The organism is Chryseobacterium rhizosphaerae, from assembly GCF_003385455.1.
Classification (GTDB): domain Bacteria; phylum Bacteroidota; class Bacteroidia; order Flavobacteriales; family Weeksellaceae; genus Chryseobacterium; species Chryseobacterium rhizosphaerae.
In genome coordinates, this window is record NZ_QNUF01000027.1 from 20,507 (window position 1) to 41,776 (window position 21,270).

Annotated in this window: 20 protein-coding genes and 1 riboswitch; of the genes, 14 read left to right on the forward strand and 6 right to left on the reverse strand. The window is 37.8% G+C overall.

The window, feature by feature from the left end:
- Nucleotides 1-56: 56 nt before the first annotated feature.
- The gene (locus tag DRF57_RS18815; protein WP_115920206.1) at nucleotides 57-839 is read left to right on the forward strand and encodes an enoyl-CoA hydratase/isomerase family protein; all 783 of its coding nucleotides are present in this window, start codon (nucleotides 57-59) and stop codon (nucleotides 837-839) included.
- Nucleotides 840-930: 91 nt separating this feature from the next.
- Here DRF57_RS18815 and DRF57_RS18820 read toward each other — a convergent pair whose 3' ends face one another.
- A complete protein-coding gene (locus DRF57_RS18820; protein WP_047493705.1) occupies nucleotides 931-1,392 on the reverse strand; it encodes an Lrp/AsnC family transcriptional regulator in 462 nt (153 codons plus the stop codon).
- Nucleotides 1,393-1,591: 199 nt separating this feature from the next.
- A riboswitch (cobalamin riboswitch) is annotated at nucleotides 1,592-1,777 on the forward strand.
- A gap of 176 nt (nucleotides 1,778-1,953) precedes the next feature.
- Here DRF57_RS18820 and metE point away from each other — a divergent pair.
- Nucleotides 1,954-4,254, forward strand: a complete 2,301-nt coding sequence (gene metE / locus DRF57_RS18825) for a 5-methyltetrahydropteroyltriglutamate--homocysteine S-methyltransferase (protein WP_115920208.1) — start codon at nucleotides 1,954-1,956, stop codon at nucleotides 4,252-4,254.
- Nucleotides 4,255-4,312: 58 nt separating this feature from the next.
- Here metE and DRF57_RS18830 read toward each other — a convergent pair whose 3' ends face one another.
- Entirely contained in the window at nucleotides 4,313-4,702 is a 390-nt protein-coding gene (locus tag DRF57_RS18830) for a Fur family transcriptional regulator (protein WP_047493711.1), read from the reverse strand.
- Between the two features lie 87 nt (nucleotides 4,703-4,789).
- On the opposite strand from DRF57_RS18830, the gene DRF57_RS18835 reads away from it, so the two are divergent.
- The 3 genes from DRF57_RS18835 (at nucleotide 4,790) to DRF57_RS18845 (ending at nucleotide 7,800) form a co-directional block, all read left to right on the forward strand.
- Nucleotides 4,790-5,128: a MerC domain-containing protein gene (locus tag DRF57_RS18835; protein WP_115920210.1), complete on the forward strand. Its 339-nt coding sequence runs from the start codon at nucleotides 4,790-4,792 to the stop codon at nucleotides 5,126-5,128.
- A 3-nt stretch (nucleotides 5,129-5,131) separates the two neighbouring features.
- Nucleotides 5,132-6,328 (forward strand): GTP-binding protein, encoded by a 1,197-nt coding sequence (locus DRF57_RS18840; protein ID WP_115920212.1) that lies wholly within the window; start codon nucleotides 5,132-5,134, stop codon nucleotides 6,326-6,328.
- A gap of 77 nt (nucleotides 6,329-6,405) precedes the next feature.
- Complete coding sequence (locus tag DRF57_RS18845; protein ID WP_115920214.1) at nucleotides 6,406-7,800, forward strand: alkaline phosphatase; 1,395 nt, start codon at nucleotides 6,406-6,408, stop codon at nucleotides 7,798-7,800.
- Nucleotides 7,801-7,949: 149 nt separating this feature from the next.
- On the opposite strand, the gene DRF57_RS18850 is transcribed toward DRF57_RS18845, so the two are convergent.
- Nucleotides 7,950-9,386 carry an aminotransferase-like domain-containing protein gene (locus DRF57_RS18850; protein ID WP_047493723.1) on the reverse strand — a complete coding sequence of 479 codons (1,437 nt, stop codon included), beginning with the start codon at nucleotides 9,384-9,386 and terminating at the stop codon, nucleotides 7,950-7,952.
- Between the two features lie 84 nt (nucleotides 9,387-9,470).
- Here DRF57_RS18850 and DRF57_RS18855 point away from each other — a divergent pair, with 84 nt between their 5' ends.
- Both DRF57_RS18855 and DRF57_RS18860 read left to right on the forward strand, forming a co-directional pair.
- The gene (locus DRF57_RS18855; RefSeq protein WP_084084172.1) at nucleotides 9,471-10,178 is read left to right on the forward strand and encodes an aspartate/glutamate racemase family protein; all 708 of its coding nucleotides are present in this window, start codon (nucleotides 9,471-9,473) and stop codon (nucleotides 10,176-10,178) included.
- Nucleotides 10,179-10,359: 181 nt separating this feature from the next.
- Nucleotides 10,360-11,685, forward strand: coding sequence for a phosphatidylserine decarboxylase family protein (locus tag DRF57_RS18860; protein WP_115920277.1), 1,326 nt, complete (start codon nucleotides 10,360-10,362; stop codon nucleotides 11,683-11,685).
- Between the two features lie 90 nt (nucleotides 11,686-11,775).
- Here the strand turns inward: DRF57_RS18860 and DRF57_RS18865 are convergent, their stop codons facing one another.
- Both DRF57_RS18865 and DRF57_RS18870 read right to left on the reverse strand, forming a co-directional pair.
- A complete protein-coding gene (locus DRF57_RS18865) occupies nucleotides 11,776-12,600 on the reverse strand; it encodes an anti-sigma factor (RefSeq protein WP_115920216.1) in 825 nt (274 codons plus the stop codon).
- 1 nt (nucleotide 12,601) lies between these two features.
- A complete protein-coding gene (locus DRF57_RS18870; RefSeq protein ID WP_228450433.1) occupies nucleotides 12,602-13,207 on the reverse strand; it encodes an RNA polymerase sigma factor in 606 nt (201 codons plus the stop codon).
- 1,343 nt (nucleotides 13,208-14,550) lie between these two features.
- Here DRF57_RS18870 and DRF57_RS18875 point away from each other — a divergent pair.
- From DRF57_RS18875 to xth, 4 genes are all read left to right on the forward strand, one after another.
- Entirely contained in the window at nucleotides 14,551-15,120 is a 570-nt protein-coding gene (locus tag DRF57_RS18875; protein WP_115920218.1) for a fasciclin domain-containing protein, read from the forward strand.
- Nucleotides 15,121-15,196: 76 nt separating this feature from the next.
- The gene (locus tag DRF57_RS18880) at nucleotides 15,197-15,910 is read left to right on the forward strand and encodes a ferritin-like domain-containing protein (RefSeq protein WP_115920220.1); all 714 of its coding nucleotides are present in this window, start codon (nucleotides 15,197-15,199) and stop codon (nucleotides 15,908-15,910) included.
- A 24-nt stretch (nucleotides 15,911-15,934) separates the two neighbouring features.
- Complete coding sequence (locus tag DRF57_RS18885; protein ID WP_084084168.1) at nucleotides 15,935-16,750, forward strand: ferritin-like domain-containing protein; 816 nt, start codon at nucleotides 15,935-15,937, stop codon at nucleotides 16,748-16,750.
- A 253-nt stretch (nucleotides 16,751-17,003) separates the two neighbouring features.
- Nucleotides 17,004-17,789, forward strand: coding sequence for an exodeoxyribonuclease III (gene xth, locus DRF57_RS18890; RefSeq protein WP_115920222.1), 786 nt, complete (start codon nucleotides 17,004-17,006; stop codon nucleotides 17,787-17,789).
- Nucleotides 17,790-17,897: 108 nt separating this feature from the next.
- On the opposite strand, the gene DRF57_RS18895 is transcribed toward xth, so the two are convergent.
- On the reverse strand, nucleotides 17,898-18,686 hold the full coding sequence (locus DRF57_RS18895; RefSeq protein ID WP_047493726.1) for an XRE family transcriptional regulator: 789 nt from the start codon (nucleotides 18,684-18,686) through the stop codon (nucleotides 17,898-17,900).
- Nucleotides 18,687-19,130: 444 nt separating this feature from the next.
- Here DRF57_RS18895 and DRF57_RS23730 point away from each other — a divergent pair, with 444 nt between their 5' ends.
- The 3 genes from DRF57_RS23730 to DRF57_RS18910 all read left to right on the forward strand — a co-directional run bounded on the left by DRF57_RS23730 (nucleotide 19,131) and on the right by DRF57_RS18910 (nucleotide 21,259).
- Nucleotides 19,131-19,382: a bacteriocin-like protein gene (locus tag DRF57_RS23730; protein ID WP_157969919.1), complete on the forward strand. Its 252-nt coding sequence runs from the start codon at nucleotides 19,131-19,133 to the stop codon at nucleotides 19,380-19,382.
- A gap of 239 nt (nucleotides 19,383-19,621) precedes the next feature.
- Complete coding sequence (locus DRF57_RS18905) at nucleotides 19,622-20,284, forward strand: FadR/GntR family transcriptional regulator (protein ID WP_115920224.1); 663 nt, start codon at nucleotides 19,622-19,624, stop codon at nucleotides 20,282-20,284.
- 42 nt (nucleotides 20,285-20,326) lie between these two features.
- Entirely contained in the window at nucleotides 20,327-21,259 is a 933-nt protein-coding gene (locus DRF57_RS18910; RefSeq protein WP_115920226.1) for an ACP S-malonyltransferase, read from the forward strand.
- The last annotated feature ends 11 nt before the right edge of the window (nucleotides 21,260-21,270 follow it).

The following is a 21,270-nucleotide window of genomic DNA, read 5'->3' on the forward strand; positions in this document are numbered from 1 at the left end:
CATTCACCCTCTATTTTCATTCCCAATATTTAACCTTTAAATTTCAACGTAAGACAATGAATTTTGAAACATTAATATATCACCAGGAAGGCCATATCGGAACACTAACGATCAACAGGCCACAAGCTTTGAATGCTTTGAATGAAACAGTTTTAAAAGAACTTACTTCATTTACGGAACAAATACAATCAGACCGGAATATAAGAGTCTTAATCATTACCGGGTCCGGGGAGAAAGCTTTTGTTGCAGGAGCTGATATCAAAGCCATGCAGGGGATGAGTCCCAAAGAAGCAGAAGACTTTTCAATGGTGGCACAGACGGCATTTAATGCTGTTGAAAACCTGCCGTTTGCAGTGATTGCAGTCGTAAATGGATTTGCCCTGGGCGGTGGTTGTGAACTGGCATTATCCTGCGATATTATTTTAGCAAGCGGAAAAGCGAAATTCGGGTTACCGGAAGTTACATTGGGCTTATTACCATGTTTTGGGGGTACCCAGCGTCTTCCAAGAGCGATTGGTTTATATAAAGCCAGGGAAATGGTTTTCTCAGGAGACTTTTATTCCGCGGAAGCCTGCAAAGATTTCGGTTTTGTTAACCATGTTTTTGCACCCGAAGAATTACTGAATGAAGCTCTAAAGCTGGCCAAAACCATTGCATCAAGAGGACCTGTGGCTGTTGCAAAAGCAAAACAGTCTTTAAATACAGGTTCTGAACTTCATATCTCTGAAGGATTAAAACAAGAAGCGGCTTTATTCGGAGCATTATTTACCACACAGGACCATAGCGAAGGCATAGGGGCATTTATAGAAAAAAGAACCCCTGATTTCCAGGGAAATTAATACGATCGAATATAGAAAAGTTCGACCGCCCTTTTTAATCTGGTCAGGATGAGGATGTCTGAAAATTTTTGTACATCCTCATCTTTTTGTATCAGATCGTTAATCCATGGGTATTTTTCACTTCTGCCATTACAAAGGTACTATGTGTACTTCCGATAGAATCTACAGATCCCAGTGTATTGAATACAAAATCCTGATAATGTTTCATATCCCGGACCTGAACTTTCAGCAGGAAATCAAAATCTCCCGAAATATTATAACATTCTGCCACTTCTTCTATATCCATAATTTCATTAACGAAATCATACCCTACAGAACGGTCATGAATTTTCAGTTTGATCTGGCAGAAAACGGTAAAACCCCGGTTAAGCTTATCAGGATCAAGAACTGCAGCATATTTTTTCACATAGCCTTCCTGTTCCAGACGTTTCACCCTTTCAAAAACAGGAGAAGGAGAAAGGTTAACTTCTTTGGCAAGCTCCTTAACGGTAAGTTTTGCATTTTTCTGAAGCAGTCTCAGCAGCTGTATATCTTTGGTATCGAGATGTTCCACAGGATATTATTCTTTTTAGTATTAATTTTCATCAAAGTTACAGAATTATATTCTTTTAAAATTGAACTATAAGGATATATTTGCTTTATTTTAAATCAATACTTGTTCATTTATTCTGTATATGTAATTTTACACAAAATTAAAATCTTCTATCAATACAGATAGTCAGTATAATTAATAAAGAATAGTTCTTTACAATACTTCATCAAACAGGAGAGGTTTTACGTAAGGTAAATTAATAGGGAATCGTGTGCAAATCATGAGCTGTCGCGCAACTGTAAGTAACACACCAAAGGTTTCTGTCCTTGTGATCCACTGCCTGAAAGCGGGAAGGACGACAGATACTGTTACAAGTCAGGAGACCTGCCTTTACTGAATTGACAATGCTTTCGCGGTCTGAAGCTTTGGGTCATACAGATGATATATTTTTTAGTACGTTTTTCTCAGAGTAAAACGGGATTATCAGGTATGTCATTATTTTCCCCAAAAATAGATACCGGCAAAAGCATTACGAAGCATTCAAAGAGCTTTTAAAAATAAGTTTAATTAAAAGTTTAAAAAATGCAAACGCACATTCTAGGCTATCCGCGAATTGGTAGCAAAAGAGAACTCAAAAAAGCCTGCGAGCAATATTGGTCAGGTAAAATTCTTTTGGAAGAACTTCTTACTACAGGAAGGAATATCTGCAATCACAATTGGAATATTCAGAAGGAAGCAGGGATAGACCTTATCCCATGTAATGATTTTTCCTATTACGATCAGGTACTGGATATGAGCTTAATTGTAGGAGCTATTCCGGTACGTTATCATGAAGTCGCCCTTAAAAAAAATAATTCAGAACTGGATCTGTACTTTGCGATGGCAAGAGGATACCAGAAAGACGGACTGGATATCACGGCCATGGAAATGACCAAATGGTTTGATACCAATTATCATTATATTGTTCCAGAATTTTATAAAAATCAGCAGTTTAAACTGACTTCCGACAAAATATTCAACGAGTTTGCGGGAGCTAAACAAGCTGGAATTAATGCCAAGCCGGTACTCATCGGGCTTGTTTCTTACCTTCTTTTAGGAAAGGAAAAGGAAGAAGGATTTGATAAACTGGATCTTGCAAAAAATCTTCTTCCGGTATACACCGAAATCATAACAAAACTTCAGGATCAGGGTGCCCAATGGATTCAGTTTGATGAACCGTTTTTAACCTTAGATATAACGGAGAAAGCAAAAGAAACCTATCAGTACGTTTATCGGGAACTTAGAAAGCAGTTTCCAAAACTGAAATTCATCATCGCAACCTATTTCGACGGATTGAAAGACAATGCATCTCTTGCGGTTTCACTTCCGGCAGACGTTCTGCATATAGACCTGGTGAGAAATCCTGAGCAGCTGGAAGATATTTTAAATACTATTCCTGAAAACCTAAGCCTGTCATTAGGAGTGGTAGACGGAAGAAATATCTGGAAAAACAACTATGAAAAGTCTTTGACTTTCATTAAAAAAGCTACCGAAAAACTGGGTACAGAAAGAATTTTTGTGGCTCCGTCATGTTCATTACTTCATTCGCCTTGTGATCTGGATTTTGAAACGGCCCTTCAGCCTGAAATTAAAAACTGGCTGTCTTTTGCAAAACAAAAAGTGAAAGAAGTCGTAAGTCTTAAAGCTCTTGCTTCAGGAACTGAGGATGAAAGTATCCTTGCAGATTTTGAAGACAATAAAAAGGCTGTTGCCAGCAGAAAAACATCTTCTCTTATTCATAATGATAAAGTGAAACAAAGAGTGGCTGCCGTAACTGAAGAAGATGCTCAGCGAAAGAATTCATTTAGAATCCGTAAAGAAAAGCAGCAGGAATCATTACAGCTTCCGCTATTCCCAACCACCACCATAGGCTCATTCCCGCAAACTACTGAAGTAAGAAGCTGGAGGGCCCAGTTTAAAAAAGGGGATCTTAGTGCAGAACAATACGATGCTTTATTGAAAGAGGAAACTCAGAGAACCATCCGTTGGCAGGAAGAAATAGGAATTGATGTCCTTGTTCACGGAGAATTTGAACGTAATGACATGGTAGAATACTTCGGGGAAAAGCTTGAAGGATTTATTTTCACTAAAAACGGCTGGGTACAGAGCTATGGAAGCCGTTGTGTAAAACCACCCGTTATTTTCGGAGATATTTCCCGTCCTGATCCAATGACTGTATACTGGTCTCAATATGCGCAATCCCAAACCAGTAAATGGGTAAAAGGAATGCTGACCGGTCCTGTTACCATATTACAATGGTCTTTTGTACGGGATGATCAGCCCCGTGCCGAGACTTGTAAGCAGATTGCTTTGGCGATCCGTGATGAAGTAGTGGATCTTGAAAAAGCAGGAATCCGGATTATCCAGATTGATGAGCCTGCCATCAGAGAAGGTCTTCCATTGAGAAAAGCAGAATGGCAAAACTACCTGAAATGGGCTGTAGAAGCCTTCAGAATCTCAGCAAGTGGAGTAGAAGATGCTACCCAGATCCATACCCATATGTGCTATTCTGAATTTAATGATATTATTAAAAATATTGCCGATATGGATGCAGATGTTATTACGATAGAATGTTCGAGATCTCAAATGGAACTTTTAAATGCTTTTGCAGATTTTAAATACCCAAACGAAATAGGTCCCGGAGTTTATGACATCCACTCTCCAAGGGTTCCTTCTAAAGAAGAAATGATTGAGCTTTTAAGGAAAGCTCAAAATGTAATTCCAGCCAGCCAGTTATGGGTAAATCCTGACTGTGGCCTGAAAACAAGACATTGGGAAGAAACTGAAAAAGCTTTAATTGCAATGGTAGCTGCTGCTAAAGAAGCTTCAGCAGCCTATGCATAATCATCGCTTGTTCCAATATCATCATGAAAAAGCATCTCCAGGGATGCTTTTTCTTTGTTTAAGCATGCGCGCATCTCGGACAGATTCCGCTGATGATAAAGTTATACTCCTGAGCTATAAAATTCTCAGGTAAACTAATTTCGGGTATAGCATTTTCAATACAGGTAACAGAATGGCATTCTTTACAATTGAAATGAACGTGATTGTGAAAATGCTGTTCGTGAGTACATTTCCCACTACACTTAGCAAAATTCACAACTCCGTCAATATTGACGATCTTATGAATAGCGCCTTCATTTTCAAGTCTTTCCAAAACCCTGTAAATGGTAACTCTGTTACACAAATCCCCTAGTTTCTTCTGAATATCAGAGTGGGTAAGTGCCACCTCAGAATCGTTGATAAGGTTCAAAATCTCAGTTTTGGCATGGGTATTTCTAACTTGTTTCATATTTTTAATGCAACAATGTTGCGTTATTTAAAATTTTGTATTTACTTTGCAACAAAGTTACAATAACAAAATTAAATCATCCTTTTTATGAAGTCAAAAATTCTTGATGCAGTAGGAATCTCCGCAGCCGTTTTATGTTTGATTCATTGCATAGTCTTTCCTTTACTGATGATCATCCCATTGGGAATATCACATAATCATTATATTGATCTGGCTTTTCTGATCATTGGAGCCCTCGTAGTTTTCAGAATAACGAGACAAATAACCAACCGACGCCTCAAGTTTCTGTTTTGGGCTTCTATTCTGCTGATCTCCATTTCTGTACTGGCAGATTTTATATTTGAAATTCATATTCCTCTTATTTATGTAGGAGCAGCAGGTTTAATTACAGGTCATATCATCAATTTTAAAAATCATAAACATTAATACATGACAAAGAAACTTCCTGTAACTGTACTCAGTGGCTTTCTGGGAGCCGGGAAAACAACTTTACTGAACCATATTCTGCACAATAAACAGGGACTAAAAGTAGCCGTTATTGTAAACGATATGAGTGAAGTGAATATTGATGTACGCCTTATCGAAAATCAGAATACGCTTTCCAGAACGGAAGAAAAGCTTGTAGAAATGAGTAACGGATGCATTTGCTGTACACTCAGGGAAGATCTGATGATTGAAGTCGAGCGTTTAGCGCATGAAAAACGTTTTGATTACCTGCTGATTGAAAGTACAGGAATCAGTGAGCCTATCCCCGTAGCCCAGACATTTACCTATATTGATGAAGAAAGCGGCATAGACCTTTCCAGGTTCAGCTATGTAGACACCATGGTGACCGTAGTGGACAGCTTCAATTTTATGAAAGACTTTTCAACGAATGAATTATTGATGGACAGAGACCTTACGGATATGGAAGGGGATCACAGAACCATTGTTAACCTTCTTACGGATCAGATTGAATTTGCGAATGTCATTATCTTAAATAAAACAGATCTTATCGATTCCGAAACTCTTGGATTTTTAAAAGCAGCTATAACAAAACTGAATCCTGAAGCCCATATCATTCATTCAGAATTCGGGAAGATTGACTCCCGGCTAATTTTAAATACCCAACTCTTTGATTTTGATACGGCACAGTCTTCAGCCGGCTGGCAAAAAGAGCTTCAGTCTGATCACCACAATCCTGAAACAGAGGAGTATGGTATCGGGTCATTGGTTTTCAGAGACCAAAAACCATTTCATCCCGAAAGATTATGGAACTACCTTAATGAAAGATATCCTGAAGGTATTTTAAGGGCTAAAGGGCTTTTCTGGCTGGCTTCCAGACCGGATGACGCATTAAACTTCTCCCAGGCTGGAGGTTCGTTCCGTTTGGAAAAAGCAGGGGTCTGGTGGTGCAGCATGCCCATGAATCAAAGATTAAACTATAATTCATTTGCAGAAAATCAGGAATTTATTGAAAGCAGATGGGATAAAAACTGGGGTGACAGAATCAATGAGCTCGTTTTTATAGGTCAGGATATAAACAAAGACCAAATGGTACAGGATCTCCAAGACTGTCTTATTAATGATAAAGAATTATTAAGCCAACAGCAGGATTTTCAGGATCCGTTTCCTGAGCATATTTAAAATTAACCTTTAATTAATGCAACAAAGTATCAATAATATCATAAATAGAATACCTTTCAGCATTATTTTTACAGCATATGGACAGACGTAAATTTCTAAAAGGATCAGCATTACTATCAGGTCTCTTTACAATATCTCCGCTTGAACTTTGGAGTTCCAAAAGAAATACTGAGCAACTCCATTCCGGAAGTGCAAAGAATATTATATTTATGGTAAGCGACGGGATGAGTCTTGGAACACTTTCAATGGCCGACCTGTATTCCCGGAATATTTTGGGAAAGGGAAGTAATTGGCTTAATCTGTATCATGATCAAAAAGTTTCACGGGCATTGATGGATACGGCTTCAGCCAGTTCTATTGTTACAGATTCAGCTGCTGCCAGCTCGGCTTTCGGAGGGGGAATCAGAGTGAAAAACGGGGTATTAAATATGGGAGCCAATGGCGAAAAGCATCTTCCTATATGGCAAAAATTTAAAAAAGCAGGAAAAAAAGCCGGCTGCGTCACCACGGTAACGATTACCCATGCTACACCCGCCGGATTCTGTGTAAATTCTGCCCAAAGAAATGCAGAGCCTCAAATCGCTGAAATGTATGCCGAGCTGGAATTAGATGTTCTGATGGGCGGCGGCGATGAGTTTTTTAATCCTGAAAAAAGGGAAGATAAAAAAGACCTTTATGCTGTTTACAGAAAAAAAGGATACCAGGTCCTTAAGGAGCGCAATCACCTGAAAGACATTAAAAAAGGAGAAAAGATAATAGGAGTATTCAGTACAGGAGCGTTGCCTTACAGCATCGACAGAACCAGTCTTCCTGATTTCAAAAATACACCTACACTGGCCGAAATGGCAAAAACAGCGATTGATCAGATGAAAGATCATCCGGGAGGTTTTGTACTTCAGGTAGAAGGAGGAAAAGTAGACTGGTCTGCTCATGCCAATGATGTAGCCGCATTAATCCATGATCAGCTTGCATTTGATGAAGCAGTCAAAACAGTAATGGATTTTGCAGAGAAAGACGGAAATACGCTGGTGATCATAACTACGGATCATGGAAATGCCAATCCCGGAACGATTTACGGAACTGATGCTACCAAAAAATTCAACAGTATTTCAGACTACAAATACACTAATGAATATATTCTGAATCAGATCCATAAAGATTTTTCTGTGAAAGATATTAAAGACTGGATTTACGAAGGCAACCAACTGGCTCTGAATGATGATGAAGCCAAACATCTATTAAGTTTCTATAACGGTCTTGAAAAAGAAGAAGGGCTTTACAATTATAAAAAACTTCCGTTCAAACTCTATTCTGATATTCAGAAAAACCGTAATTCAGTAGGGTGGATCAGCATGGATCACTCCGGAGATTATGTAGAAGTGGCGGTTTACGGTCCGGGAAGTCAGCTTTTGAAGCCTTTCATTAAAAATACAGATCTGCATGACCTAATGCTTAAAGCTTCTCCTTTATAAACTTATTCATATTTTCATATCATATTAATTTTTTGGTGTAACAGGGCGAATTGTATTTTGCCCTGTTTTGGTTATTATACCCGGGAATAAATGCAAAGAAAATCAGACCATCTAAATTACAGAGTACACAAGCGGCAAATCTTTTCTGCCTATCGGCCACGATCTACCCGCATACTCTTTATAATACGACCCAATCTCTTTAAAGCTTCTTCCACTTTAGTATTCCATACATTATTACAGCTGATCCTGATATAGTGGATATAATCACCATTATTGGAAAATAAAGGCCCCGGAGCAATATTTACAAACTGATCAATGGCTTTTTGCTGAAGTTCAAAAGCATTGATATATTCTGGCAATTCTATCCAAAGCACCAGACCTCCTCCGGGACGGCTCATCCGTATATCAGATGGAAAATAATTTTCTACAGCCTGTATAGTCAATAACATAAGCCTGTGCAGTTCGGGTCTCAATTTTCGCAGGTGTCTGTCATAAGCACCCGTTTTTAAGAGCTGTAGCAAAGACAGCTGTACAATACTTGCCGTAGCTACATTGGTAACAGCTTTTAACTTTACAACCTGATCAGTAAACCTTCCTGCAGCACACCAGCCAATTCTGTAACCCGGTGCTGCTGATTTAGAGAAAGAAGAACAAAGCATTACCCAGCCCTCTTTATCATAACTTTTTATATTTGTCGGACGCTGGGCCTGAAAATGAAGATCACCATAAATATCATCATCTATGACCGGTATCTTCATCCTTTCAGCAAAAGCAGCTATAGCCTGCTTTTTTTCATTGCTTAGCATAATACCGTTCGGATTATTAAAGTTTGAAATCAATAAACAGGCTGAAATCTTTTGACTCTTGCAAATCTCTTCCAATTCCTCAATATTGATTCCAGCTAAAGGGCTGCCTGATAATTCAATTATTTTTAATCCGAGGCTCTCTATGGTTTGTAATATACCATGGTAGATGGGTGACTGAACAATGACAGTATCACCCATTTTCGTTACAGCACGCAGACATAGACTCACCGCTTCCAGCGCACCATTGGTTATGATGACATCATCTGCGGCCAGCTTTCCCTGCCAAAGAAAAGACCTTTTGGCAATTTCTGTCCTTAGGTGAATATTTCCTGCAGCCGATTCATACTGCAAATGTTGTCCGGTTAAATCTCTGGAAGCTTGTTGCAAACTCCTCCGCAGAGCATTAAAAGGCAGAAGGTCAGGACTTAAAACAGCATTAAAAAATGATACATAAGACTTATTTTCAAGGTCAGGAAATGAAGCTTCCTGCAGGACTTTTCCAATAGCAACCTCCTGAGCAAATGTTTTATTTTCTACATACTGAGGAAGATGTATGGAAGAAACAGAGGTACGGAGTACCATAAAACCCGATCTTTCTTTTCCTACAATCAATCCCTTGTCTTCCAGAACCATAAAAGCTTTGAGGATGGTACCTACACTTACTTTTAATTGCTCCCGGATGCTACGCAATGATGGAAGCTTGGATCCCACAGGATAGGTACCGTTATTAATAGAAATCTCAAATTGATCTGCAAGAGCTATGTATTGAAAATCTTTCATCTGTTACATTAATATATTCATTTTTTGTATCTGTTACAACATGGTAAAGATATATACTTTTGTTGAGAACAAAAAAAGAAGAATATGAAAAAATTAGGATTAGTAGGAGGGATCAGCTGGGCTTCTACCTTAGACTATTACCGCTTATTGAACGAAGGGATCAATCAGGAGCTGGGCGGATTGAATTTTGCAGAGTGTATCATTTATTCTGTAAACTTTAATTATTTTCAACAGTTTAACGCCGATTACGATTGGAATGCAACCTTCGACCTGCTTTTTGATGCTGCTCAAAACTTAAAAAAATCCGGAGCAGAAGCCATTGTTCTTTGTGCCAATACAGCTCATATCGTTGCTGATAGAATGGAAGAACTCATAGGGCTGCCACTCATCCATATTACAACTGCTACAGCCAATGCTGTTAACCGGAAAGGATTAAAAAAAGTCGGTTTATTGGGAACCAGTTATACGATGGAGCTGGATTTTTATAAAGATAAATTGATTGAAGGCGGCCTGGAACCTTTAATTCCGGAAAGCAGTGAAGACAGGGATTATATAGAAGATATTTTGAGAAACGAGTTGAGCCGGGGGATTATTAATCCTGAAACCAAAAAGAAATACCTTACCATCATTCAGGGGCTGATTGACCGAGGTGCTGAAGGTATTATTTTAGGATGTACAGAAATCCCTTTATTGATCAAACAGGAAGATGTTTCAGTTCCTGTATTTGATACCATTAAAATCCATGTTGATGCTGCTGTAGAATTTGCAGTTTCAAAACAGAAAATAGAATAATCAATGGATAGGAACCGGGTACTCATCTCCGGTTCTTATTATTTAATCCTGGAATAATTCCGTTTTCCTATGATCAGTATTTCTACTTACATCACTTTGAGTAGAAATACTCTTGTCCTGCTTTATGGTAAGAGGTAATTTTATGGTATCAAAATCAACAAACAACCTAAAACTTGATATCATGAACCATGTAAAATACAGGATAGGAAAATGGCTTCCTTCCGACAGAGCGTTTTTAAATAACTGGATAGAAAAAAAGATCCAACAGGTTAAAAACAGCAATACCCCATTAAGCCCGGCCGTAGCAGACCTGAGAGATGCTATCTACAGTGATCCCGTTTTATATATGAGCTTCACCAGCATGTACGATGAGATTCCGCAAGGCTATAATGAACCTGTAAAAAACTTTGAAACCATGTTACTGATCATTAATCAGGTTTTGAAGGAAGCTCCTTGTTACAGCACAATAGAAGATACAATAGGATTAGTGGGATTTCCAATCAACGCCATATTGGATTGGGCAATGGGTACTCAGGCAGGATATTTAACCTTTCTGCATCCTGTAGTGAATGAAAAGCTCAGTGTAATACTGGCAGAATGGAAGACCTTCCTGGAATCCCCGGATTCAAAATATGTTTTGGTAGACGGCCCCGTTATTCAGCCACAACCCGATTATACGCAGCCTATAGGATGGCTTTCTCCGGATTCTTTAGAAGCTATTGCAGCCATGGATCCTTTAAGAGGAAAGGGCAAAGATCCTGAAAATGCGTTGGATAACTTCATATACAACTACCAATGTGATCCTTCACAGCCTCATTTTGGATATAAAAGCTGGGATGATTTTTTCACCCGGGAATTTAATCCGGGAATCAGAGAGGTAAGCCCTGAAGACCAGGATCAGTCCGTAATTGTGAACGCCTGCGAATCAGCTCCCTACAACTGTGTGACCAATGCAAAAATGAAAGATAAATTCTGGATGAAAGGGCAGCCTTATTCTTTACTGGATATCATGAATAACCATTCGCTAGCTCAGCAATTTGGAGACAACAGCACTGTGTATCAAGCCTTTTTATGTGCTAAAACTTATCACAGATGGAACAGTCCGGTAGACGGTAAAATAGTAGCCATTGAAAATGTTCCGGGTACCTATTACGCAGAAGCTCCGATAGAAGGGTATGATCCGTCAGGACCCAATGACTCTCAGGGCTATATTACAGAACTGGCGGCCCGCGCTCTAATTTTCATCCAGTCGGATAATGAAAAAATAGGACTGATGTGTTTTGTGGCTATTGGTATGGCGGAAGTTTCCAGCTGTGAGATTACAGTGAAGGAAGGTGATCATGTGAAAAAAGGAGATCCCATAGGTACCTTCCATTTTGGAGGTTCTACCCATTGTCTGATATTCAGACCGGGAGTGAATATCAAATTTGATTTTCATGGACAGACTCCGTGTTTAAATACCTATAATATTCCTTTAAAAGCTAGAATTGGAGTCGTTACAGACTAATAAATACTATAAATCATAGTAACGGTAAGTGTGTTAAACAAAAAATGAGGTATTTTATGACCTCATTTTTTTATTTTTATTCCAGGATGGTTATATTCCACCCATTACATACATGTTTTCCATAGTAGGAACCGGGCTTCCACCTTCTTTTTCAAGGGTGATGGCAAAGGCCTGTGCTTTTGAAATAGTCGCCAGTGCAATCTGGCTGTCTTTATCTTCAGTATACATTCCTGCGCTTACCGGCTTTCCATCTTCAAGAGCCCAAAGCTGATACTGCATACCTTCCGGAGTTTTAGGAAGACTTTCAGCATTCAGATATACTTTTTTTGTTTTTTTGTCCCAGAAAACCATGGCCTTGGCATCCTGATGTTTTTCAACCCCTTTTAACATCACCATTTGCATATCCGGATTGGAAAACATATTCAATTTCCGATCCATCTTTTTCATAGCGACATCCTGGGATTGCTTTTCTGCTGCCAGTTTTGTCATTTCCTGTTTTACTGCAGATTGACTGTTCATCCAGAACAGATTTCCAGCCACACTTAACAGGAATAAAACAGATGCTGCCACAGCATAAGGTTTCCAGTTTGTTTTTCCCTGGATCTGTTCCCGGGTTTTCATTTCCCCGTCATCTTTTGCTTCCGGAATATCTGTAGAAAGAGACGGTCTTATTTCTTCAACAGAAGACTGTTCCTGTTGAATTCTGTTCCAGATTTTAGATTTCAGATCACTTGGAGGTGTTACAGCCTGAGCCGTAGCAAGATGTTCCAAAGTTTTTTGGGCTTCTTCAAAAGCCGCTTTTACTTCAGCATTATTCTTCATCACACACTCCAAAATCCCAGCTTCCTCGGGAGAAGCATGGCCTAGAATATAAGATTCTATAATTCCGGATGATATGTATTCTTTTGTGTTCAATTTATTGATAATCTTTTAGCAAATCTTTTAATTTCATCAATGCATTCCGCATTTTCGTTTTTACCGTTCCCAGGGGTATCTTCAGTTTTTCGGATATTTCGTGTTGGGTATATCCCTGATAATAAGCAAGATTAATAAGTTCCTGCTTGTCTACTTCCAGACCTTCCAGCACATTGTTAAATCCAATATAATCGGATGAATTGTTGGTCGTTGAAAGTTCTGTAGTATTATATACGAAATCCGGAAGTGGTTGGTTTTTAAGCTCATTCTGAAACCCTTTAGATTTTAAATAATCTATTGCAGTATTTCGGGCAATATTGATCATCCATGTATAAAATCTTCCTTTAGAGTCATCATATTGGTGGATAGAATTCCATATTTTAACAAAAACATCCTGAATGACTTCTTCAGTATATTCTTTAGACTGAACAATACGAAGAATAATTCCGTACAGCGCACCCGAATAGTGGTCATACAGATAATGAAAACCGGTTTCGTTTTTTTCTTTTAATAAAACGATAAGCTCCTCTTCAGAATAGGTTGTCTTAATAATTGTTATTTTTCCTTCCAAATGTAGCAAAATAAAACACATTCCAAACGAAATCATTAAAATCTTTTACTTTATATATGATTTTATTTGAGAAAACTATTTAAACTTTTTTACTAAACCACAAATCGAAGATTCAACGTAGTCAGACACAAAAATTTTTATTTTTTAGACACTTTAGTACACTTTAGAAAGTTTAAAGGAATACCGCACAATTAAGTTCACATAAGATCAAAATCAAAGATTTTCTTAAAACTTCAGTGTACTTTATATGCGCAAAGCTGGAAACTTTAATAACTTAAGTGTTTAAAGACTTTTGTGACTTTTGTGGTTACAAGAAAGTTTTAATCCTAGGGTTGGATTCCTACGGAATGACAAACAGAACACTAGCATACATCATCTCAATATTGCAAATATTTAAAACACTTTAGAGCACTTTAGCAAGTTTAAAATAATAGTGTATAAGTAAGTGCACTTAAGATGAAAATCAAAGATTTTCTTAAAACTTTAGTGTACTTTATATGCGCAAAGCTGGAAACTTTAATAACTTAAGTGTTTAAAGACTTTTGTGACTTTTGTGGTTACAAGAAAGTTTTAATCCACTAGGGTTGGATTCCTACGGAATGACAAACAGAACACTAGCATACATCATCTCAATATTGCAAATATTTAAAACACTTTAGAGCACTTTAGAAAGTTTAAAATAATAGTGTATAAGTAAGTGCACTTAAGATGAAAATCAAAGATTTTCTTAAAACTTTAGTGTACTTTATATGCGCAAAGCTGGAAACTTTAATAACTTAAGTGTTTAAAGACTTTTGTGACTTTTGTGGTTACAAGAAAGTTTTAATCCACTAGGGTTGGATTCCTACGGAATGACAAACAGAACACTAGCATACATCATCTCAATATTGCAAATATTTAAAACACTTTAGAGCACTTTAGAAAGTTTAAAATAATAGTGTATAAGTAAGTGCACTTAAGATGAAAATCAAAGATTTTCTTAAAACTTTAGTGTACTTTATATGCGCAAAGCTGGAAACTTTAATAACTTAAGTGTTTAAAGACTTTTGTGACTTTTGTGGTTACAAGAAAGTTTTAATCCACTAGGGTTGGATTCCTACGGAATAACAAGCAGAACACTAGCATACATCACTCTTTATAAATCTCAACATTGCAAATATTTAAAACACTGTAGAACACTACCTGTGTACTCAATGATCACCCCTGTTCTTACCTGAAACCTATAGAAAATTTACTTTGACTTCATTCTTTTTTAAAAATAAACAATTGATAATCAGATAATTGTAAATTATTTCATTTTTTATCAATCTAAAACAAAACCAACCTCGTAAATGACACTAAGAACACAATCAAGTATAACTCAATAAAAATCAACCACAATGAACACACAATCAAAAATCGCAGTTTTAGCAATGATCACCTTATCATTCGCTTTTAGCGGGAAGCTAACTGCACAAACGATGAAAGAAAAAACAGTAATGGTAGGAGGGGCTGCCATGTATCCATCTAAGAATATTATTGAAAATGCCGTCAACTCTAAAGACCATAAAACCCTTGTCGCTGCAGTAAAAGCTGCGGGATTGGTAGAAACATTACAGGGAGCGGGTCCTTTTACCGTGTTGGCACCTACAGACGCTGCTTTTGCAAAGCTTCCGAAAGGAACTGTGGAAAATCTTGTAAAACCGGAAAACAAAGCCATGCTTACCAGTATACTGACTTACCATGTTTTGCCGGGAAAATATAATGCTAAGGAAATATGGGCAGCTGTAAAAGCCGGAAACGGGAAAAGTATGATGAAAACAGTACAGGGAGAAGAACTTACATTCTGGACAAAAGGTAAAGATCTTTATATAAAAGATGCCAAAGGAAACAGTGCCAAAGTGACCATTGCGGACGTAAACCAATCTAATGGAGTTATTCATGTCATAGATACAGTTTTAATGCCATAAGGATTAACAAAACAGCATATTGAGGTATGCTGTTTTTTCTTCTATTATCTCAACAAACACTTAAACAATTAATATTATGAAAAAAACGATTCATGTTTCTAATCAGGGAGCAAGTCTTGATACAAGCAGAAGAAACTTTTTGAAACTGGGAGGTATAGGATTGGCTATGGCCGGTCTCACTCTGGTAGGTTGTGATGATAATGATGATTTTCAGATCATAAATGATGGAAATATATTTGATCTGGGAACAGGAGATGTAGGGATATTAAATTATGCCTATGCCCTAGAACAGCTGGAAGCAGATTTTTATACTAAAGTGGTTAATAATTTTTACACGGGAATTTCCAGTACTGAAAAGGAAATTTTCACGGATCTTTATCACCACGAAGTCATTCACAGGGATTTCTTCAAAGCAGCCATCAGCAGTGCTACTCAGAACGTTCTTCCAAAGCTGGAATTTCAGTATCCCAATGTAAACTTTAATAATCGGAGTTCTGTGCTTGCTACGGCAAAAGCATTAGAAGATACCGGAGTCGCGGCATACAATGGAGCCGGGAAGTATATTACCAATGCGGCTTACCTTGTAATTGCCGGGAAAATAGTTTCCGTAGAAGCCAGACATGCCTCAGCGATCAGAAATCTGATCAATCCGGGATCTGCAGATTTCTCAGGAGACGATGTAGTGGATTCCAACGGTCTGGATCTTGCCAAAGAGCCCAAGGATATTGTCATGGCTGCAGGAGGGTTTATAAAAACGCCTTTCACGTGGAAAGAAAGAGGTATTAATTAATCATTCATCTTCAAATCTTGTATTATGAACATTCTTAAATTATTAGATAAGCTTTCTCATGATAAATTTTTTACGGCGGAAGCTTCAAGACTGGAAACACTTACGAATATGTCATTATTCGGAAAAAAAGCAGCAACTGCCGCAATTCCTTTTGGATTAGGTGCCATGATGGTCACGCCGGTAAAAGCAGAAACGGCAACAAAAGAATTTAGAGGTACTGCTTTAAAAAGTACATTAACCGATGCTTTACAATTGGCTTTGGTATTAGAATATCTTGAAAATGAGTATTATGCTTTAGGGCTGTCTGCAGCAGGGCTGATTCCCAATTCGGATAGGCCGGTTTTTATGCAGATTTCAAAACATGAATCGGCCCACGTCAGCTTTCTGAAAAGCACCCTTACTTCTTTAGGGACAACTCCGGGAGCGAAACCTACTTTTGATTTTACAGCTAATGGAAGTTTTTCTCCTTTTACAGATTATAATCAGTTTCTTATCCTGGCACAGGCTTTTGAAGATACGGGAGTAAGAGCCTATAAAGGACAGGCAGGAAATGTCATGTCCAATAAAGTTGTACTTCAGGCCGCCTTACAGATTCATTCCGTTGAAGCAAGACATGCATCACAGGTAAGAAGAATGAGGGCTAATAAAGGCTGGATTGAACTGGCTAATGGTGGAAATATGCCTTCAGCCACAGACCCTGTATACGCCGGAGAGGACAATGTAAACCAGTCCGGATACAATACAGGAACCTTATTTGGGGCGGCGGCAGGTTCCGCCGCCTATGACGAAGTGATGAGTGGCAGTGATGCCCAAACTATTGCCTCCTTATTTATAGTGTAATTGTGATTGGATGGCAGTGGAGGAGGTGTCCTTTTCCGGCATATCCGGAAAAGGACCTTTATCAAAAAAAAGTGTACTCATCGCCAGACCTTAAAAAAACAGATGATCAATAATTAATTTTTATCCATCCTTTTACGACAAGTACCATATATAATGTATGGTACTTTTGTGTTATCAGCTTCTATTTTTAACCTATATCATGGAATAATTATTGCCTTATTCATGATCTGGTGTATTCTAATATTTTTCTATTATGAAAATAGCAACCTATAATGTCAACGGAATCAATGCCCGGTTACCTTTACTCTTGCAATGGCTGAAAGAAGCCTCCCCGGATATAGTATGCCTTCAGGAGCTCAAAGCTCCACAGGAACGATTTCCTTTAAAAGAAATTAATGCTGCCGGTTATCAGGCCATATGGAACGGACAGAAAAGCTGGAACGGGGTAGCCATACTGGCAAAAAACAGAGAGATCACAGAAGTACAGCGGTCTCTGCCAGGTGATCCTGAAGATCTTCAGAGCAGATATATAGAAGCCATTATTGATCAAATGGTTATATGCTGCTTATATCTTCCCAACGGCAACCCTTATCCTGGAGCAAAATTTGATTACAAGCTCTCATGGATCAAACGCTTACAAAGGAGAACAAACCAGCTTATTAAAATGGAGCTTCCTGCGATCCTTATCGGAGATTTCAATATTATTCCCGAACCCATAGATGTCTACAAACCTGAACGCTGGGAAAATGATGCACTGTACAGAATTGAAGTAAGAAAAGCATATAAAGAACTGCAAAAGAAAGGATGGATGGATTCTATTCGTACCCTTTATCCTGAAGAAAAGATCTATACATTCTGGGATTATCTATACAAAGCTTACGATCGTAATGCAGGAATACGGCTTGATCATATTTTATTAAGTCCTTTCCTGAGTCCCCAACTGCAATCAGGTGGAGTAGACCGTCATGTCAGGGGTTGGGAAAAGAGCAGTGATCATACACCGGTATGGATTATATTGGACCGATCCTCGAAGCCGTGATGACCGTTATAAAGGTTTTAGTAAATAAAAAATACAGCCAGTCTTTTTTGATAAGCTGGCTGTATGGTATATGTATGCTATAGAAATCAGAGATCTATAGCAATTATATTATGATAATTTACGGCGACGACCGGAAACCTTACGGTCAAGATCTTTGATATCCTGTCTCAATTCCCGAAACATCTCTTTAAAATTATAGCTTTCATAATCACCGGGTTCAAAGTCTTCCGGAAAAATTCCTGAAGCATACTGCCATATTTCCACCACCTCATCAAAGGGGATTTCGTAAGGCTCATAGAATGAATTATCCGCACTTACACTGATGGTATTTTCATTCTTTTCTTTAAAACGTTTATAGGTAATTCCGTCATTTAAAGTGACAAAAACATAGGTTTTCCCTTGTTTCAGGTCATTTATTCCTTCTACATATTTCCCTACAATATAAGAACCGTTTCTAAACGGAGGCATAGAGTCTCCATCTGCAGGAAATGCTCTGTATTTTCCATTCGTTAAAAAGGGAAGGGCAATCCTTTGAAGGCTTTCAATATATTCTACATCGCTATATCCCTCCAGATATCCCATTGATGCTTTTTGAGGAATGATTTCAATAGTATCATTTCCATGATGATCTACAGCTACCGGAAGTACAATTCTGTTGTCCGGAAGTTTCAGCATTTCATCCATAGGATATTTCTGGATATCTACAGAGACCAGAAGATCAATACTCACATGGAAATATTTGGATATTTTTACCAGAAGCTCAATCGGAGGCTCAGATATTCCATTCTCATATTTAGAATATCTTACTCTGGAGATCGTTAATTCGTCAGCTACATTTTGTTGGGAAAGTTTTCTCTTAGCTCTTAAGAATCGTATATTATTTGAAAAAATTGACATTGATAAAATAAAAGTATATCAGCAAAAATACAAAATTGATTTCGTTATCAGTGATCAGCAACGCTTGTTTTCCTGTACAAAGTGGAAAAAAATCACCTTTTCTGGTATATTATACCGGATGCTGAAGGAAAAAGGTGAATTTCAGCACTCCCGTTTTTACTATTTATACAGAGACAGACTGTTTTTTTCAGTTTTGAAGAATATTCATTAAAAAACAATATTTACTCTTAAATTATTAACTCTAAATTTTCGAATTTGAAATATGTTTTTTAACATTTAGTAAATCAATCAGATATAACAATAAATGATATTCTCATCATTTTCCTTTTATATTAATGAAATATTAAACTATAAAAACATATTATTAATTTTTTAAGAAAAATTTGGGAACTTATTATTATTCTTCTTATATTCGTAATGTAATAATCATATAAAATTATAGTTATGAAAAACTTAAAAAAATTAGACAGAAACGAATTAAAAACAATTTCTGGTAACGGATTACTTGATCCAATCGGTGGATTACTAGGAGGACTAGGTGGTGTAGTTGGAGGTGTTGTAGGAGGTGTAGGCACTATCGTTGGTGATGTTGTTACAGGTGTTGGTACTCTTGTAGGTAACGCATTATGCCAAACACAATGTGTAATCAATGGTGTCATTCACATCAGATTACTTGAGTGTGGATCTACTTGCTAAGAAAAAACAAGTAATAAAAACTATACCGCTCTTTTCGGAGCGGTTTTTTTGTGACAGTACAGCACTTACTAACCAAGGGAAAGAAATCACCACCAGTAAAGAGTTTACAAAATCAAGACTACCTTTCTCTTATAAGTACCTGAGCTTCAAATCAAACTATTTTTACTTTTTTTGAAAATAATTTTGGCCTTTAAAAAATATTGTTTTACATTTGAGTCATCAGATGACATGACGATATTATGACAAAGATTATTAGACGCAAAAGTTTAGCAGAGGAAATTGCAGCAACCTTACACCAGCAGATTCAAAATGGCACTTATAAACTGGATCAGAAATTACCCATTGAGCCGGAGCTGATGAAAATGTTGGGAGTTGGGAGATCTTCACTTCGTGAGGCTTTACGTATTTTGGAAAACTCAGGTATCATTACTGTAAAACATGGGGTAGGTTCTTTTGTGACTTCACAGACTTCACAAACAACTTCTTTGGCAACCCAGCTGATGAATGCTTCCCAGGCGGAAGTAAAAGAGGTGAGGGAGCTGTTAGAAATCAAAATTGTGGAAAAAGCGGCACTTAACAGAACCCAAACTGATATAACCACTATTACATCATTTCTTAAGAAGAGAAACCAGGCGGCTGATGACAGCAATTTTACGGCATGGGTGGAAGCAGATATTCATTTTCATATTGCCATAGCTGAAGCCAGTAAAAATACCGTATTAAGTGATCTGTACAAAACCTTTGCTGAGCAGCAGCTTAAAAAAAGTATATCAAGTACCATCAAAGAACCTGCCGTTATGCATCGTTTTACCAGCCTCCATAACGACCTCTTAGAAAGTATAATCAACCAGCAGCCTGAATCTGCGAAGGCCTTAATTGAAAGTATGAATAAAAAAATATGAAAATATTTACCGTAAGTCATCTGCTCACCTTATGTCTTAATTATGAAAACAGCATTCTTATTTCCCGGTCAGGGCTCACAGAAGCCAGATATATTATCCTCATTACTTGCTCAGGAGTCTGATGCCGGATATCTATCTTATTTGACAGAGCAAATCCTTCAAAAAAGCATTTCAGAAATAGACAGCAGTGAGGGTTTATTCTCAACAGTCAATGTACAGGTAAATTTACTAATTGCAGGAGTGCTATCTGCAAAACAGCTGCTTGCCAGAGGCGTAACTGCAGACTTTGTGGCAGGACATTCAGTAGGAGCATTTGCCGCAGCAGTTGTTAGTGAAGTCATTACATTTCAAGAAGCTGTCAGCTTGGTGCATCACCGTGCACAGCTCATGGAAAAAGCATTTCCGGCACATTATGGAATGGCTGCCCTGCTAGGATTTACCGAAAACAGATTAATACTTTATTTAAAAGATCATAATAGCCGCCATACTCCTGTTTATCTATCCAATATTAATGCTTCAGATCAGCTGGTTGTTACAGGTAAAATAGACAGTATAGCCATCCTGATTAACGAACTGGAAAAAGCAGGAATACGAAAAACCAAACTGCTGGATGTAAAAGTACCTTCACATTGTGAATTGATGACAAGTGTTTCCCAATCTCTGAAACAACAGATTGAACAACTGACTTTAAAATCTCCTGTCATTCCCTTTGCCTCAAATGTAACCGGCAGACTCTTAAAAACCGCCGATGCCATTGGTAAAGATTTGTGGCAGAGTATTTCATCACCCGTAAAATGGTATGATGCCACGACACTGATCTACGAACTCGGTACACGGATATTTATTGAAATGGAGCCCTCAGGAGTATTGGCAAAATTAGCAACAGAAGCTTTTCCAGAAGCGGAAATTCTGAATATGGACAGTAAACAAATAGATCAAATAACTGTTCTGTGGAATAATTATCAACATAAGTAATAAATTAAAGT